The sequence below is a fragment of the Collinsella sp. HCP28S3_G2 genome (genome assembly GCF_052065125.1).
Lineage (GTDB): Bacteria > Actinomycetota > Coriobacteriia > Coriobacteriales > Coriobacteriaceae > Collinsella.
Genome location: NZ_JBQHUO010000005.1, coordinates 52,637 through 69,449 on the forward strand (window position 1 = coordinate 52,637; position 16,813 = coordinate 69,449).

Below are 16,813 nucleotides of genomic sequence, written 5' to 3' on the forward strand. Positions count from 1 at the left end.
TGCGGAGTGCGCCTGGGTGTGGGCTCCATAAGGAGCTTGGCCCTAGTGACCCCGCGCAGTTCTGTAGGAAAACCGCGCACCAGGAAGAGGTGCGTGCGCGGTTTTCCGGTTGCCGCTCGCCTGGGGTGGGACGGGGCGTACATTTTTGGGAGTTTTCAGCAGCCGGGTGCGCATGCATACGGGATTTTGGGCGAAAGTCAGGCGCCGTGAGCCGCATCCTGTAGAAAATGAGTGATCCCTGAGGTGCTGAGGGCTCAGAATCAGGGTTTTCAACGCGGTTTTGTGGGCCCGTTCCTGTTCCTTTGGGCTCCAGGATGCTGAAAACTCCAAAATTTGCACGCCGCCCTCTGGGGTACCTGTGGGCAAAAAGCAACCGTCCCGCCGAAGTATGCATTCGACGGGACGGTTTATGCATATACCCGATTAAGGATACGCTGCGGATCTGTTAGAACTTGACGGTCGGTGCCTGGCGGGCAGCTTCAACTGCCTCGAAGCCCTGGCGCTCCTTAAACTGGAAGATGCCGGCAAAGATAACGGCCGGGAACGTCTGGATGGCGTTGTTGTAGCTGAGTACGCAGTCGTTGTAGCTCTGGCGCGCGTAGCTCACCTTGTTCTCGGTGTCCTCGAGCGTAGCCTGGAGCTGCATAAAGTTGGTGTTCGCCTTAAGGTCGGGGTAGGCCTCGGCCACGGCAAAGAGCTGGCGCAGTGCACCGGTCAGCACGTTGTCGGCTTCCATTTTGGCCTCGGGGGTGGTGGCGCTTACGGCGGTGTTGCGCGCGTTGATCACGGCGGCGAGCGTGTCCTGCTCGTGCTTGGCGTAGCCCTTGACGGTCTCGACCAGGTTGGGGATCAGGTCGTTGCGGCGCTGCAGCTGCGTGTCGATGTTCTGCCAGGCGTTATCGATACGATTGCGCTTGGTAACCATGTTGTTGTAGATGCCAGCGATGGCGCAGACGATCACAACGACAACAACGATACCGATGATGACGGGAAGCATGATGTCTCCGTTTCGAATGGCAGCGGCGTTTTGCGCCGGCCGTTGTTGGTATAACGTATCTAGTATACCCGCAACCTTTGGCGGTGCCGAACTTTCCGGTAAGCGTTTTGTTTCAACCAGGGAGGGGGCGCCAATATCGAACGGTTGGTACAGGTGTAAGATATGCGACAAATTACGGAATGCTGTCTACGCCTTGAGGATGGCGATACGGATGGACCTTCGCATCAAGAAAACCTATCGTGCCCTGTTCGACGCCTTTACCGAGCTTTTGGAAGAGCATCGGTTTGAGGATTTGACGGTTGCCATGCTTTGCGACCGGGCCCTGATTCGCCGCACGACGTTCTATAAGCATTTTCGCGATAAAAACGATTATTTTGCCTTCTATATCGATGAGCTTATGACGGGCTTGCCCCAAAACCAGACCGACGCAGCGGACGCGGAGCCGCTTGTGGATGTACGGGCGCTTCGCCATGAGGTCTTTGACGATGCCATGAATATGGTACTGGCGCATGAGCAGCTCATGGATAACCTTTTGGCGAGCAGCATGTCGGGCATGCTGACCGGCATGATTTGCGACCGCATCGCGCATTCCATCCGTGAGCGCGTGATGAGCTCGCTTGCCGAAGACGCCCTGGCGCCCGTTTCGCTCGAGACGACATCGGAATTTATCGCCGGTGGCATTATTCGAGTGTTCACAAATTGGTGGGAATCGGGCCACGATCTTGAGCGTCGACCTGAGATGGCCGACGTGGTCGATGCGCTGTTTGAGCGCACCATGACGCCGGTGAATCACTAAGGTGGCGGAGAGAGGGGGATTCGAACCCCCGGAACGCTCTCGCGCTCAACGGTTTTCAAGACCGCCGCATTCAACCGCTCTGCCATCTCTCCGTGAGTCGTAATGATAGCATCGTTTTGAATTTGCAACAGGGAAGGCGAACGATGACGATCACCGAAATCGACGAGAAGTTCATGCGCGAGGCGCTGGCGGAGGCGCGCGCCGCTGCGACAGTGGGCGAGGTGCCGATTGGTGCTGTGGTGGTGCGTGCGGGTGAGATTGTCGCGAGGGCGCATAATCGCCGTGAGCTCGACCAGGACCCTTCGGCACATGCCGAGTTTTTGGCCCTGTGCGCCGCCGCTCAGACGCTTGGGCGTTGGCGCCTTTCCGATTGTACGGTCTACGTGACGCTCGAACCCTGCTGCATGTGTGCGGGGCTTATGGTTAACGCGCGCGTGGGGCGTTGCGTGTATGGTGCGGCCGATGCCAAGGCGGGAGCGGTGGGCTCGCTGTATGACCTCAATGCCGATTCGCGCCTGAACCATCGGTTTAATGTGACCGCCGGCGTGCTGGCAGACGAGTGTCGCAGGGTACTGAGCAGCTATTTTGCCGGTTTGCGCGGTGTGGATGGCGCCGCGTGCGGCTGCGGTCTAAGCCTTGAGGCGCATGCCGTCCATGCCGAGGCACTTGCGGGTGTTGGGGATCTCGCCGACGTGACGCTCAACTTTGGTCCTGTGCAGCGCCGGCCCCGCCGTGTGCTGTTGGCGATCGATTCCTTTAAGGGCAGCGTTTCGAGCGCGCAGGCGGAGGCGGCCGTTGCCGAAGGCGTGTGCCAGGTGTGGCCCGATGCCGAGCTGAGCGCTTTGCCGCTGGCAGATGGTGGCGAGGGAACGCTCGACGCCGTTGCCGCCTGCGGTGGCGAGCTTGTGACCTGCGAGGTTGCAGCCCCCTTGGGCGACCGCGTGTCTGCACGGATGCTGGTGGACGGCGAGCACGAGTCGGCTGTAGTTGAGATGGCCGAGGCGGCGGGTATTGGGTATTCGCCCTGCACGGAATCGGCGGCGCTTGCGGCTTCGACCTATGGCGTGGGCGAGCTCATGCTTCGCGCGGTCCGTGCTGGGGCAAAGACTATCTATATTGGCTTGGGCGGCAGCGCTACCAACGATGGCGGCGCCGGTATGCTGCAGGCGCTGGGCGCGCATCTTGTCGATGAGTGTGGCTGCAATATCGCCCCCGGTCTTGCGGGTCTCGAGCACGTGGTGAGTATCGATTTGGCGCCAGCGCTTCGGGCGCTGAATGGCGTGCGTATCGTGGTGCTTTCCGATGTTGAGAATCCGCTCGTGGGGCGCCGAGGCGCCCTGACGGTGTTTGGCGGGCAGAAAGGCCTGCCGACGGGTGACGTCGAGGCGCTGCGCGGGTACGACGGCTGGATGGTCGGCTATGGCCGCCTGCTCGATGCGGCGATTGCTAGGGCGCGGGCTCAGGGGTTGTTGCGCACACCCGAGGGCGCACGGGCATTTGGCTCGGTGCTCGGCGTGCCCGGCGCGGGCGCGGCGGGTGGCTTGGGTGCCGCGCTGCTGGCGCTCGGTGCGGAGCTGCGCTCGGGCGTGGAGACGGTGCTCGATTTGATTGGGTTTGACGAGTGCGTGCGCGATGCCGACCTGGTCATAACGGGCGAGGGCAATATGGACGAGCAATCCGCCGCCGGTAAGGCGCCGGTGGGCGTGGCCCGTCGTGCGAAGCGATATAGCAAGCCGGTGGTCGCCGTCGTGGGCGGTCGTGCCGACAACCTGGATGCGGTGTATGGACAGGGTATCGACTTGGTTCTGCCGGTCTGCCGCAGACCCATGCCCCTTGACCAAGCGCTCGACCCCCAGGAAGCCACAACCAACCTCATCTGTGCCGGCGAGGCAGCCGCTCGAGCCTACGACCTCGGCCGTATTTAAGTTTATCCAGGCAAGTCTCAATAAGTTGCGGTGGAATAGTTCCTGTTTTTGGCTTTGGCCGTAAAACAGGAACTATTCCACCGCAACTCAAAAGTAGTCTTTTTGGCCCCGTTCCAAATTAGCTACCTTGCCCCATCGGGCAGGAGCGGGTAAGATATACCGAGCGCCAAGCGCGCTCGATGGGTTCGGATGACGACATGTTCCGAATCTGGTCAGGTCCGGAAGGAAGCAGCCATAAGGAGCCTCTGTCGGGCATCCGAATCCATCGAGCGCACGGGCGCTTTTTGGTGCCGCGAAGCGGTCCCGGTGCCGGCGGGCTGTTTGGTGTCTCGCTGGTCCTCGGCTTTGCCTGCGGGATCGCTCGACTACCAAACAGCCCGCCGGCACCGGGACCGCTTCGTCCAAAAATCACCCGTAGAGGGCGCATTTATCTGAAGAATTGAATCCCGTGCTTAGTGCCGCTCGCTGGCGTTGCCAAAACATCGGCTGCTACATGCCTTGGGCGCTAGTGACCGTCGCCCTTACATCTGTAACGAGTTGCTTACGCATCTCCAGGGCTCGCCGTACTATCATGAATCAGATTGAAGAGAGATGATGATAGGGAGCGCCTTCTATGATTGAGCTGCTCAGGCGTTTTGGTGGTAAGTTTCTCCGGTATATGGTGATTGGCCCTGCGTGTAAGTTGATCGAAGTGATTTTTGACCTGCTTACGCCGCTCGTGATTGCCCAGATGATCGATAAGGGTATTGGCGCACGCGATGTCAACGCCGTCGTCCACTACGGTATGGTGCTCGCCGCCATGGCTGTGATCGGCATCTCGTTTACGCTCGTCTGCCAAAAGATGGCGGCGCTCACCTCGCAGGGCATGGGCACCGACATCCGCGGCGCACTCTACCAGCACATCAATAAGCTGAGCTATGCCGAACTCGATCGCTTTGGCACGCCGTCGCTCATCACGCGCATCACCAACGATGTCAACCAGGTGCAGCTTGCCGTGGCGCTGGGCGTGCGCATGCTCATTCGCTGGCCCTTCTTGGCGGTGGGCTCTATGTGCGCGGCCCTTGCCATCGACCTTAAGCTCGGCGTGATCTTTTTGATTTGCACGCCCGCCATCGGCTTGGTGTTTTGGTTTGTCATGGCGCGCTGCATTCCGTACTACAAGCAGCTGCAGGCAAAGCTCGACCGCATCGCACTCATTTGCCGCGAGGGGCTTTCGGGCGCCCGCGTGGTCCGCGCCTTTGTACGCGAGGATCACGAGCGCGAGCGCTTTGCCCTAGCCGCCGATGAGCAGGCGCATGTTGCCATCGCGGTGGGCAAGCTCTCGTCGATCCTTAACCCCGTCACGTTTTTGATGATGAACCTGGGCGTGTGCGCCATCCTGTGGGTGGGCGGCATCCAGGTCAACGTGGGCGAGCTTACGCAGGGCCAGGTTATGGCGTTTGTGAACTACATGACGCAGACGCTCACCTCCATCGTGTACGTCGCCAACCTGGTCGTGGTCTTTACCAAGGCGAGCGCCAGCGCGTCGCGCATCAACGAGGTGTTCAATTGTGAGCCGAGCATCACCGACGAGGGCAACCAGCCGGTCGCGCTGCCCAAGCCGAGCGAACTGGCGGGTGGCTCGGCTCCAGTCCCCGCGCTGAGCTTGAGCCATGCGAGCTTTTCGTTTGGCGCGGGCGCTGCCAACGCCGTCAACGATGTGACCCTGGAGCTGCCGGCGGGCAAAACGCTCGGCATTATCGGCGGCACGGGCAGCGGCAAGTCCACACTCGTCTCGCTTATCCCACGCCTGTACGATGCGAGCACCGGCAGCGTGAGCGTGATGGGTGCCGACGTGCGCACCTGGCCGCTCGACCAGCTGCGCCGTGTGGTCGCGACCGTTCCGCAGCGCGCGTCGCTGGTGAGCGGCACCATCCGCAGCAACCTGACCTGGCGCGACGAGGCGGCAACCGACGAGGAGCTGTGGGCGGCGCTCGATATGGCGCAGGCCAGCGAGTTCGTACGCAACAAGCCGCAGGGCTTAGATGCCCCGGTCGAGGCGGGCGGCAAGAACTTTAGCGGTGGCCAGCGCCAGCGCCTGACCATCGCACGTGCCCTGGTGGGCTCTCCGCAGGTTCTGATTATGGATGACTCCGCCTCGGCGCTCGACTTTAAGACCGATGCGGCGCTTCGCCGTGCCATTCGCGAGCGCAGCGTGCGCGGTGCCGCCGAGGGCGGGCTGCCGCTGACGACCATCATCGTGAGCCAGCGCGTCTCGACCGTGCGCGACGCCGACGTGATTTGCGTACTCGACCATGGCTCGGTCGCGGGCCTGGGCACGCACGATGAGCTGTATGCAAGCTGCCAGCTCTACCGAGAGATTTGCCAGTCGCAGCTTCGCCGCGAGGAGCTCGAGGGTCAGCAGGGGAGTACGGCGCCCACGCCCGCTCCAAGCCCCGCGCCCGTCCCAGGCGCCCCGACCGCCCCCGCATCCGTCTGCGCAAAGGAGGGCTGCTAAATGAATCCCTACACTTCCTCCGGTTCGGTCGCCACGATGACGGCCAACGTGTCCGGCAACGATAACCTCAGTGACTTGGGTGACGGCCCGCGTCAGCCCGGCGATCCCGAGCGCTATCCCGTGGGCGCGGTAACTCGCCGCCTGCTGGGCTATGTTCGTCCGCACCGCATTTCGTTTGTAGCGTCGTTTGTGAGTGCCGCCGCTTCGGTGATCTTGCAGCTCTACACGCCCATCCTCGTCGGCGAGGGCATCGACCTGATCGTCGCCGCCGGGCAGGTGGACTTCGATGCGCTGCTGCCGCTTGTCACCAAGCTCGCGATTGTCGTCGTAGGTGCTGCGGCTTTCCAGTGGCTGCAGGGCTACTGCGTCAACCGCCTGTCCTACGAGACGGTGCGCGACATGCGCGTGGAGGCGAGCGACAAGCTCAGCCGCATGCCGCTCAGCTTTATCGACAGCCACGCCCACGGCGACCTCATGAGCCGCGTGGTTAACGACGTCGATCAGGTGGGCGATGGCCTGCTGCAGGGCTTTACCCAGCTTTTCACCGGCGTTATCACCATCGTGGGCACGCTCGCGTTTATGCTTTCCATCAACCTGACCATGACGCTCGTGGTGGTGCTCGTCACGCCGCTTTCCATTTTTGCAGCCGGTGCTATTGCCAAGCTCTCCAACAAGAGCTTTACGGCACAGCAGCGCATCCAAGGCCAGCTCGGCGGTCATATCGAGGAGTACGTGGGCGAGCAGAAGCTTGTCGACGCCTTTGCCTATGGCTCCAACGCGCAAGCGAGCTTCGATGCCCTCAATGCCGAGCTCTACACCGCGGGCGAGCGCGCGCAGTTTATGGGTTCGCTCTCCAACCCCGGCACGCGCTTTATCAATAACATCATCTATGCCGTGGTCGCTGTGATCGGCTGCGCGGGCGTGATCACGGGCGTGCCCGCGGCGCTTACGGTGGGCGGCGTGCAGATCTTTCTGTCCTATGCTAACCAGTACACCAAGCCGTTCAACGAGGTCACCAACGTTATTACGCAGATCCAGGCGGCGTATGCCTCGGCGCGCCGCATGTTTGCGCTGCTCGATGCGCGCGAGCAGGAGCCCGACGCGTCGGACGCTGTAGAGCTTGCCGCACCGCAGGGCGAGGTCGCCTTTGAGCATGTGGACTTTAGCTACGTGTCCGACCGCAAGCTGCTGCAGGATATCTGCATCGAGGCCAAGCCCGGCATGCGCTTTGCCCTGGTCGGCCCTACGGGCTGTGGCAAGACAACGCTCATCAATTTGCTGCTGCGTTTCTATGATATCGATGCCGGCCGCATTGCGGTCGATGGCCGTTCCTCGCGTGACTACACGCGCGCAAGCCTGCGCCGTGCCTTTGGCATGGTGTTGCAGGATACGTGGCTGTTCGAGGGCACGGTGGCAGATAACATAGCCTACGGCTGTCCCGATGCCACGCGCGAGCAGGTTATCGAAGCTGCCAAGCGCGCGCATGCGCACAAGTTTATCGTGCAGCTGCCGCAGGGCTACAACACGGTGATTGGCGAGGACGGCGGCACGTTTAGCCAGGGTCAAAAACAGCTGCTGTGCATCGCGCGCGTCATGCTCACCGACCCGGCGATCTTGCTGCTGGACGAGGCGACCTCGAGCATCGATACCCGCACCGAGCTGCAGGTACAGGCGGCATTCGACGAGCTCATGGCCGGTCGCACAAGCTTTGTGGTGGCGCACCGCCTGAGCACCATTCGCAACGCCGACTGCATTCTGGTGATGCGCGACGGCGAGATTATCGAGCGCGGCACACACGACGAGCTGCTGGCGGCAGACGGCTTCTATGCCGATCTTTACCGCAGCCAGTTTGCCCAGTAGGGGCCACCGATTAGCGGCAGGTGGTTTACATCTGTCACGTTGGTACTAAGATATTCATCTAATAAATTGCATTAGTGGCTTTAGTTTTGGGGGAAACGAGGCAACGTGACTATGACGTGCTCTTTGGTGGTTAACAGCAAGAGCGGTAATACCAGGATGGTTTCGGGCGCGATCAAGCGCGCTCTGCAGGCTGCGGGTGTTGAGTTTGTCCATGCCGCGGCGTTGAGCGACGATGCGGATGCAGATCAGGTTGCGCTCGAGGCGCAGGGCGCCTGCGCGGCCGACACGGTGCTCGTCGGTTTTTGGTGTGACAAGGGCGCGTGCACGCCTTCGGTCGCGGCGTTGCTCTCCACCTTGCACGGCAAGCGCGTCTTCTTGTTTGGCACCTGCGGTTTTGGCGCCGACCAGAGCTATTATCAGCAGATTATCGATCGCGTGACCTCCAATTTGGCCAATGATGCCGAGCTTGTAGGTTGGGCGATGTGCCAGGGCAAGATGGGCCCTGCGGTCAAGCAGCGCTACGAGGCCATGCTCGAGCAAGATTCCGACAACGCCCGCGCTAAGATGCTGCTCGACAACTGGGTTGCCGCGAAGGACCATCCGACCAAGGAAGATCTGGACAACATGGCGGCAGCCGCCAAGAAGGCCGTGCTGGGCGAGTAGATCTATCGCCGTCGTGCGTGCGAAATAATACAGAAGCGTAAGCCCCGAAATTCTCGAGGCTTTTTCTTGACACTCGCGGGAGCAACCGTGGCAAGCGTGTGGGGCGACATTTTCCATCACCCCGATGACGAGGCCGTCCTGGAAGACACGCTCAATGCGTCTGCTGGATGTATTGAGCGTGGGACGGGCTTTCCAGATGGGCAGGGTTTCGGAAAGTGTGTCCCAGAATCGGCGCTCAGACTGGGATACACTTTCCGCTTTACGCCTTGTCCGGAAACTGTGTCCCGGAATTAAGGCTTGGAATGGGATGCACTTTCCGGTTGAGAGCCTTAGCGGAAAGTGCGATCCGGAATTTACTCTTGAAGTGGGATGCGCTTTCCCAACAGGCCCTCAAGCGGAAACTGCGTCCCATTCCGAAGGCAGATTCCGGGACACGGTTTCCGGATGCAAAAAAGGCCACATGACGTGGCCTTCATCTTATATATGTTGCAGATGCCCCCATGACAAGCCGCGCTTCAACACCGAGGCGTCTGCCCGGCGACGCAGAACGTAAGGTTCATCGCGAGTTCCGCACGAGCCGGAGAGCACTCAATGTGCTCTCCGTGCGAGCAGGACTGTCCGAGCAGGACTGTCCGAGCAGGGAACCTTACGTTCCGCGCCGCCGGGCAGACGAACCAGGTAAGACGCGCCGCTACTTGATCTTGGTCGTACCCGGCGCCAGGTTGGGGTCGGTCTCGTTGGCCTCGGTCTGGAGGTGCTCGGTGTACACGTTCTTGCCGTCGCGGAACATCTCGTAGTACTGCATCTTGGCGTAATCCTCGCGCGCCTTGGTGGCCGCCGCGGCGACGGCGTCTTCGCCGGTGACGTTGGAGGAGAGCGCCCAGCGCAGGCTAGCGTCCTCGTAGCCCACCGAGTTGATGGCGGGCAGCGACTTGCGCAGCGTCATGTGCGCTTTCTGGTAGTCGGTCAGTGGTGCGCCGATCAGCTGCATCAGCTGGGTGGACAGGTAGTTGGTGGACAGGTCGTCGACCTCGCTCGCCTGGTCGCAGCCGGCAACGTCGTAGTTGGCCCAGATGATGTAGTCGGTCTGCCACAGGCGCTCCTGATGCGTAGCGTCGTCCTCGCCGGTAAACCACTTATCGTTGAACTTGGACGGGAAGAACGGCTGGTGGTCGCCCCAGAACACCACGACCACCTTGCGGTCGAGATTGCGCAGGGCATCGAGGAAGTAGCGCAGCGCCTGGTCGGACTGCTCGATGCACGAGACGTACTCGTCGACATCGGAGAGTGTGCCGTCCTCGATGGTCTTGGCGTCCAGATCGGTCGTGTCGATGTTCAGGTGCATCTGCTTATCTGCCGGCAGCAGGCCCGTATCGTAGCCCGAGTGGTTCTGCATGGTCACGTCAAAGATGAACTGCGGGTCGGCGTTCTGGTTGAGCAGCTCAAGGATTTTGTCGTAGGTTGCCTGGTCGGTCACCATGCCGCGCAAGGTGTCGGCTCCCTGGAAGTCGTTGATAGACAGGAACTGGTCAAAGCCAAAGTCCTTGTAGACGTTCTCGCGGTTCCAGTTGGTTGCGTGGTTGGGGTGCATGGCCGTCGTGGAATATCCGAGCGACTTGAACTGCTCTGCCAGGTTCCCGGTCGTTTCCATGTTGTAGATGGTGTAGGGGTACACGCCCGAGCCCAGGTTGGCCATGGAGTTGCCGGTCATAAACTCAAACTCGGTATTGGCGGTGCCGCCGCCGTAGGCACTCACGTAGAGCTTGCCGCGGCTGAGGCAGTCGGACAGGTTCTTAAAGTACTGCGGGCCCTCGTAGCCGGCGTGCATCTCCTGATAGATCGAAAGATCCGAGAAGGTCTCGTTCATAATGGCGATGACCGTGGGCTTCTCGCTATCGAACTGCTCTTGGGCGGCGGTACGGGCGTCGCTTGTGGCGGCATCGGACTTGTCATAGGCCTTGGCATACTTTTTGAGCGTTGCCTTGGCGTCGTCGGCGGAGTAGTTGGCGGGTTTGGGCGGCTTGATGGACTGTGCCGCACTAATAAAGGCAGGCAGATAACCCTCGCGCCAGTAGCTCTCGAGCGGGCGCCAGGTGTAGACGGTGATGCCGAGGGTGTTGTAGTAGTCGATAAGCGTGACATGCGCGGTCACGCCGCCCAGGCACAGCACCGCCACGAGCAGGTTGGTGAGCAGCATGCGCTTGGCGTTGGCGGCACCCTTCTGACGGTGCGGTGCTACCAGGCCGGCGTACTCGCATAGCAGCATGGCGATGGCGGTAAAGCCCATGGACAGCACGCAGAACAGCGAGATCGAGTAGGTGTAGCCGTTGCCGGCGACCGCGGCGGCGGTGGAGATGGCCGAAAGGTCGCCCGGCTGGATGGGCATGGATTTAAACGTGATGACGAAGAACTCGGCAATGCCCAGGATAAAGAGGGCGAAGGCCAGGGCGGCGGGAGCTGCGCCGCGGCGCTGGAACAGGAAGAACAGGCCGACCATGAGCGTGGTGATGATGGCCCACTCGAGCAGTATGCACAGGGGGTAGACCCAGGTTAAGTCGTGGTTGGACGAGACCTCCATGCCCAGCAGCGCAAAGACGCCGGCGAGCAGCAGGCACAGCACGGCGGCGACGAGCGGTTTGCCCACAAAGGCGCCGCGCAGACGGGCGAGCTTGCCGGTGGGGGCGGGGGCGTCGGGCGCGGCGAACGCAAAGACGCGCGGGGCGATGCGGTCGCGTGCGATGCTGGCCCAGGCGCAGCCGGTGAGGATGGCGTTGGTCAGGATGAGCATCACAAAGGCGAGCGGCTCGTTTTGGGCGACGAGGCCCATGGCGCCCCAAATGGTCAAAAAGACCTGGAACAGACCGAAGGCGACGCTCCATCCAAGAGCGCCCTTGGCAACGGTGCCCGACTGCGCGCGAATGGCTTTGGCCTCGCGCAAGACAAGGAAGACGGTCGCCGCAAGACCGACGAGCGAGATGGCGGCTGCGAACATGCTGAGACTCCTCACAAACTTAAAACTACGAAAGCGGGGGTTTACCCGATTGTTACCAAGATATGCGCTGCGATTGGTGGCTGCGCACAACAACCAGCCATATTAGCGCGCATGTGTGGCGGTGTGGCGCAATGTAGTGGCGACCTGCGCGATAATGGACGGGAATTACACGGAAACGTAAAGGCTTCTTAAAGAAATGGCGAGGTTAAGGCGATGAACGAGCAGGTTTGTATGACGAGTGCGGGCGACGTGGGCGCTGGCATGGGCGCGGGCGGCTATCCGGTCGAGACCACGGGCAACGCGGTGCTGGACATTTTGGAGCACCGTTCGTCCACGCGCGCTTTTGCGCGCGATGACAACGACCGTCCCGTAGCGGTGACCGACGAGCAGCGGGCGGCGATTCTGCATGCGGCGAGCCGCGCGCCGTCGGCAGGCGCCATGATGATGTATTCCATCGTGAGTATCCGCGAGCAGACAACGCTCGATCGCCTGGCCGACCTGTGCGACCACCAGCCCATGATCGCCAGGGCGCCCTGGGCACTTATATTTGTGGTCGACTATGCCAAGTGGATCGATCTGTTTGAGCACGTGGGTTGCTTTGAGCCCGAGTTTGTCGAGCGCACGGGCAAGGCGCCCCGCCGTGCGCCGGGTTTAGGCGACTTTGCCATCGCGGCACAGGATGCCGTGATCGCTGCCCAAAACGCCGTGGTCGCCGCCGAGGCCCTGGGGCTGGGGAGCTGCTATATCGGCGATGTCGTCGAGAACGCCGAGGAAGTTGCTGCGCTGCTGGACTTGCCGCCCCATACCATGCCGCTGTCGATGCTCATCATCGGCACGCCCCGCAAGGAGCGCCCGGCGATTGCGCATCCCGTGGTGAACCTGGTGCACGAGGAGCGCTATCGCCGCGCCGATGCCGCGACCATGGATGCGCAGGTGGCCGAGATGGACACGATGTTCCGTCCGCATGCCCGCGAGGTGGGGGAGCGCGTCGTGGATATCTACACCCGCAAGCACACGAGCCCCTTTATGGCCGAGATGAGCCGATCCATGGAGTGGTGGTTCAAAAACTGGCTCGGAAAATGACGAATGTGACAAAGGGACAGTCCCTTTGTCACATTCCATATCGCCGCGGTGGCCTAAAGGCCGTATAAATGTTTATCTAGCTGGGAAAACACTGCATTAAAACATGGGGTGATTATCTATAATCCCCTCGAACGTTAAAGTTGGGAGGAAACCGGCTTATGGAACAAAAGGCCAAGGAGGCAGCCTCGCACGCTGCGATTCCTGTGAGCATCTCGGCGATGCTCGTTACGCTGGGCGTGGTGTATGGCGATATCGGCACCAGCCCCATGTATGTAACCAAGGCGCTCGTTGCCGGCAACGGCGGCATCGGAAGCGTCACGGAGGAGTTCGTGCTCGGCGCGCTCTCGCTCGTCGTATGGACGGTCACGCTGCTGACGACCGTCAAGTACGTGCTCATCTCGCTGCGCGCCGACAACCATGGCGAGGGTGGCATCTTTGCTCTGTACAGCTTGGTTAAGCGCTGCGGCAAATGGCTCATCATCCCCGCCATGCTGGGCGGCGCGGCGCTGCTCGCCGATGGCATCCTCACGCCTGCCGTTACCGTGACTACGGCTATCGAGGGCCTGCGCACCATTCCGGCAGTCCATGCCGTGCTGGGCGACGATCAGGCCCGCGTCGTGGCCATCACACTTGCCATCATCATTGCGCTCTTCTTGGTGCAGCGCATCGGCACGGCCAAGATCGGCCACGCCTTTGGCCCCATCATGACGCTGTGGTTCCTGTTCCTGGGCGGCACGGGTCTGTTCTTTGTCTTCCAGCACCCCGCCGTGCTGCTGTGCCTCAACCCGGTGCGCGGCATCGCCTTTTTGTTGAGCCCCAACAACCATGCGGGCATCATGATTCTGGGCAGCTGCTTCCTCGCCACCACCGGTGCCGAGGCGCTCTACTCCGACATGGGCCACGTGGGCCGTGGCAACATCTACGCAACCTGGCCGTTCGTTAAGTGCTGCTTGCTGCTGTCCTACATGGGCCAGGGCGCGTGGCTTATCAACAACGCCGGCAACCCGGAGCTCATGGGTATCGCCGACCTCAACCCCTTCTACCAGATGCTTACCCCGGGCCTGCGTCCCTTTGCCGTCGGCCTTTCCACCGTCGCGGCCATCATTGCCTCGCAGGCGCTCATCACCGGCGCTTTCTCGCTGGTGTCCGAGGCCAGCCGCCTGGACCTCATGCCGCATATGCAGGTCTTCTATCCTGCCGAGACCAAGGGCCAGCTCTATATTCCCATGGTCAACAACGTCATGCTTGTGGGCTGCGTCATCGTGGTGCTGCTGTTCCAGAGCTCGGCGCACATGGAGGCCGCCTACGGCTTGGCGATTACCCTGACCATGATGTGCACGACGCTGCTGCTCTTCTTCTACTTGCATGTTGATCGCGGCCTTAAGGTCGTCCCGTATATCTTCGTTGTGTTCTTCCTTATGCTCGAGGGCTTCTTCTTTGTGAGTTCGCTCACCAAATTTTTCCACGGTGGCTATTTCACTATTCTTATGGCCATGCTCATCATGGGCGTTATGCTGTGCTGGTACAACGGCACGGCGGTCGAGCGGCGTCAGTTTACGCTGCTGCCGCTGCGCAGCTATCTGCCGCAGCTCAAGCGCCTGCGCGACGACGATCGCTATGAGCTTATGAGCGACAACATCGTGTACCTGACCAAGGACACCAATACCGACTACATCGACCGCGATATCGTCTACTCGATTCTGGACAAGCATCCCAAGCGCGCCCGCGCCTGGTGGTTCGTGAACGTCGAGACCATGGATGAACCGCATACCTTTGCCTATTCGGTCGAGACGTTTGGCACCGACTATGTTTTCCGCGTGCATCTGTACCTGGGCTACAAGGTTAACCAGCGCGTGAACGCCTACCTGCGCCAGGTTGTTCAGGATCTGGCCGCCACTGGCGAGCTGCCGCCGCAGGTGCATGACTACTCGGTCTACAAGGATCCGGGCAACATCGGTACGTTTAAGTTCGTCATGATCCGCAAGCTCCTGGCGCCCGAGAGTGACGTGGAGCCGAGCGAGCGCACGGCCATCACGCTCAAGTACATCATCCGTCGCTTTGCCGGTACGCCGGCGCGCTGGTATGGCCTGGAGAACTCCAACGTGAGCTTTGAGTATGTGCCGCTGTTCACCAAGTTCAAGGCTGTGAACAAGATGCAGCGCCTGGCCCCCAACGAGCGCCCGTAGTCGCCGACAGGTTGCATGGAGTTGGCCTTCGATGGACAAGAGTGTGTGCCCTGCTCGCGCACGTGCTGTTTGTCTAACGACCGCAGACTGCAAAGGCTATACACTTGGAACCACCACAAGGGAAACCACCACAAAGGTGCTGTCCCCTCTGTGGTGGTTTTTGTTTTTAAGAGAGGGGCGGGGTGCCGATGGACGTCCGTGCGGACGGCGATATTGCCGATAGCTTTTGGTGGCGGCGCACAACGCTGACACGTCGCAGCCCTCTGTATGACGCCTGCGTATCGGCGGGGCTGCTGGTCGCGGCGACGATTGTGGGTGCGCTGCTCGACCATCCTGGTCTCGCGCCGAGCATCATGATCGTCTATGTGTTCTCTGTGCAGCTGTGCGCATTCTTTACCTGGAGCCGCCTGTATTGTTTGCTGAGCTCGGCTGCCGCCGTAGCGCTCTACAACTTCTTGTTTGTCGACCCGCGCTGCTCGCTATCGTTTATCGACCGCGTCTATCCCGGCATGTTCTTCATCATGTTTGTGGTCTCGCTTGTGTCGAGCTCGATTGCGTTGGCCCTGCGCCGCGCCTTGGCACAGGCTGCCGCCAGCGACCGTCGCACGCATATGGTGCTCGAGACCAACCGCATGCTGCAGCGGTGTTCCGATCAGCAGCAGATTGTGCATGCCATGGCAACGCAGCTGGCGCGTCTTTCGGGCTGTCCGGTCGTGTGGTACAGCGCCGACGCCGACGATGATGACTTGCTGCCGCGTGCGACGTACACGGCCGTGGGTGACGCCGCGCCGGTGCACCAGCTGACGCCCCAGATGCCGCCGCGGCTCTCGGCGTCCGCCTATGTGGGAACGCCGCTCGATGCCACCTATGGCGGCTCGGCGTTTTATGGCGTCTACCTGACGGTTTGCGCAGGCGACAGCTTCGTGCGCTCGGGCGACCCCGCCTCGGTGGTGGGCGTGCTGGCTATCGTTGCCGAGCCCGACGTGCTGACGCACGAGGAACGGACACTTGCCGACGCCATCGTGAGCGAAGGCGAGCTGGCACTCGATCGCGCCCGCGCCATGGAGGCCCGCGAGGAGGCGGCGGTGCTCGCCAAAAACGAACAGCTGCGCGCCAATCTGCTGCGCTCCATCTCGCACGATCTGCGCACGCCGCTTACCAGCATTTCGGGCAATGCCGACGTGCTACTCGACCAGGGTTCGACCGGCACGGCCGTGCTCGATAGCCAGACGCGCCGCGGCATGCTCCTTTCCATTCGTTCGGATGCGCAATGGCTCAACGCCACCGTCGAGAATTTGCTCGCCATCACAAAGCTCGAGGGCGGCGGCATGCATCTGTCGACCACGCTCGAGCTCATGGACGATATCGTCGAGGAGGCGCTGCGCCACGTGAATCCGGCTGTACGCGAGCGCGATCTTAAGGTGGTGCCGTGCGACGAGCCGGCGCTCGTCAACGTCGATGCACGCCTGATGGTGCAGCTGGTGGTGAACCTGGTGAACAACGCTATTGCCTATACGCCGTCGGGCTCGCATATCGTGATCTCGATTATGGCGAACGATGGACAGGTGGCATGTTCCGTCGCCGATGACGGTCCCGGTATTGCGCCCGAGGAGCAGGGCCGGATCTTTGAATCGTTCTACACTGTCAACCATGGCTTGGCTGATAGCCATCGCAGCGTGGGCTTGGGACTTTCGCTCTGTCGATCCATTATGTTGGCGCATGGCGGTAGCATAGAGGTTGCCGCGGCGGACCCGCACGGCTCGGTCTTTACGATTGGGCTTCCCGCCGCCGACGTTTCGTTTGATAAGGAGTAA

10 protein-coding genes, 1 tRNA gene and 1 other RNA gene are annotated in these 16,813 nt (G+C 61.3%); 9 read left to right on the top strand and 3 right to left on the bottom strand.

Annotation, left to right across the window (positions count from 1 at the left end; all coding sequences use genetic code 11):
• Positions 1-445: 445 nt before the first annotated feature.
• Positions 446-997: a LemA family protein gene (locus ACTNB2_RS04515; RefSeq protein WP_441041402.1), complete on the bottom strand. Its 552-nt coding sequence runs from the start codon at positions 995-997 to the stop codon at positions 446-448.
• A gap of 211 nt (positions 998-1,208) precedes the next feature.
• Here ACTNB2_RS04515 and ACTNB2_RS04520 point away from each other — a divergent pair, with 211 nt between their 5' ends.
• Positions 1,209-1,793, top strand: coding sequence for a TetR/AcrR family transcriptional regulator (locus ACTNB2_RS04520; protein ID WP_427727644.1), 585 nt, complete (start codon positions 1,209-1,211; stop codon positions 1,791-1,793).
• 2 nt (positions 1,794-1,795) lie between these two features.
• On the opposite strand, the gene ACTNB2_RS04525 is transcribed toward ACTNB2_RS04520, so the two are convergent.
• Positions 1,796-1,885 (bottom strand) — tRNA-Ser (locus ACTNB2_RS04525).
• Positions 1,886-1,936: 51 nt separating this feature from the next.
• On the opposite strand from ACTNB2_RS04525, the gene tadA reads away from it, so the two are divergent.
• The 5 genes from tadA to bilS all read left to right on the top strand — a co-directional run bounded on the left by tadA (position 1,937) and on the right by bilS (position 8,738).
• Complete coding sequence (gene tadA / locus ACTNB2_RS04530) at positions 1,937-3,718, top strand: tRNA adenosine(34) deaminase TadA (RefSeq protein WP_441041405.1); 1,782 nt, start codon at positions 1,937-1,939, stop codon at positions 3,716-3,718.
• 176 nt (positions 3,719-3,894) lie between these two features.
• Positions 3,895-3,990: signal recognition particle sRNA small type (gene ffs / locus ACTNB2_RS04535), an RNA gene on the top strand.
• 341 nt (positions 3,991-4,331) lie between these two features.
• Complete coding sequence (locus ACTNB2_RS04540) at positions 4,332-6,215, top strand: ABC transporter ATP-binding protein (RefSeq protein ID WP_441041407.1); 1,884 nt, start codon at positions 4,332-4,334, stop codon at positions 6,213-6,215.
• Positions 6,216-8,075 carry an ABC transporter ATP-binding protein gene (locus tag ACTNB2_RS04545; RefSeq protein ID WP_441041409.1) on the top strand — a complete coding sequence of 620 codons (1,860 nt, stop codon included), beginning with the start codon at positions 6,216-6,218 and terminating at the stop codon, positions 8,073-8,075.
• 111 nt (positions 8,076-8,186) lie between these two features.
• Positions 8,187-8,738: a flavodoxin family protein BilS gene (gene bilS / locus ACTNB2_RS04550; protein WP_441041411.1), complete on the top strand. Its 552-nt coding sequence runs from the start codon at positions 8,187-8,189 to the stop codon at positions 8,736-8,738.
• A 691-nt stretch (positions 8,739-9,429) separates the two neighbouring features.
• On the opposite strand, the gene ACTNB2_RS04555 is transcribed toward bilS, so the two are convergent.
• Complete coding sequence (locus ACTNB2_RS04555; protein ID WP_441041413.1) at positions 9,430-11,730, bottom strand: LTA synthase family protein; 2,301 nt, start codon at positions 11,728-11,730, stop codon at positions 9,430-9,432.
• A 213-nt stretch (positions 11,731-11,943) separates the two neighbouring features.
• On the opposite strand from ACTNB2_RS04555, the gene ACTNB2_RS04560 reads away from it, so the two are divergent.
• The 3 genes from ACTNB2_RS04560 (at position 11,944) to ACTNB2_RS04570 (ending at position 16,813) form a co-directional block, all read left to right on the top strand.
• Complete coding sequence (locus tag ACTNB2_RS04560; RefSeq protein WP_441041415.1) at positions 11,944-12,813, top strand: nitroreductase family protein; 870 nt, start codon at positions 11,944-11,946, stop codon at positions 12,811-12,813.
• Between the two features lie 158 nt (positions 12,814-12,971).
• On the top strand, positions 12,972-14,999 hold the full coding sequence (locus tag ACTNB2_RS04565; protein WP_441041416.1) for a KUP/HAK/KT family potassium transporter: 2,028 nt from the start codon (positions 12,972-12,974) through the stop codon (positions 14,997-14,999).
• A 188-nt stretch (positions 15,000-15,187) separates the two neighbouring features.
• Complete coding sequence (locus tag ACTNB2_RS04570; RefSeq protein ID WP_441041418.1) at positions 15,188-16,813, top strand: sensor histidine kinase; 1,626 nt, start codon at positions 15,188-15,190, stop codon at positions 16,811-16,813.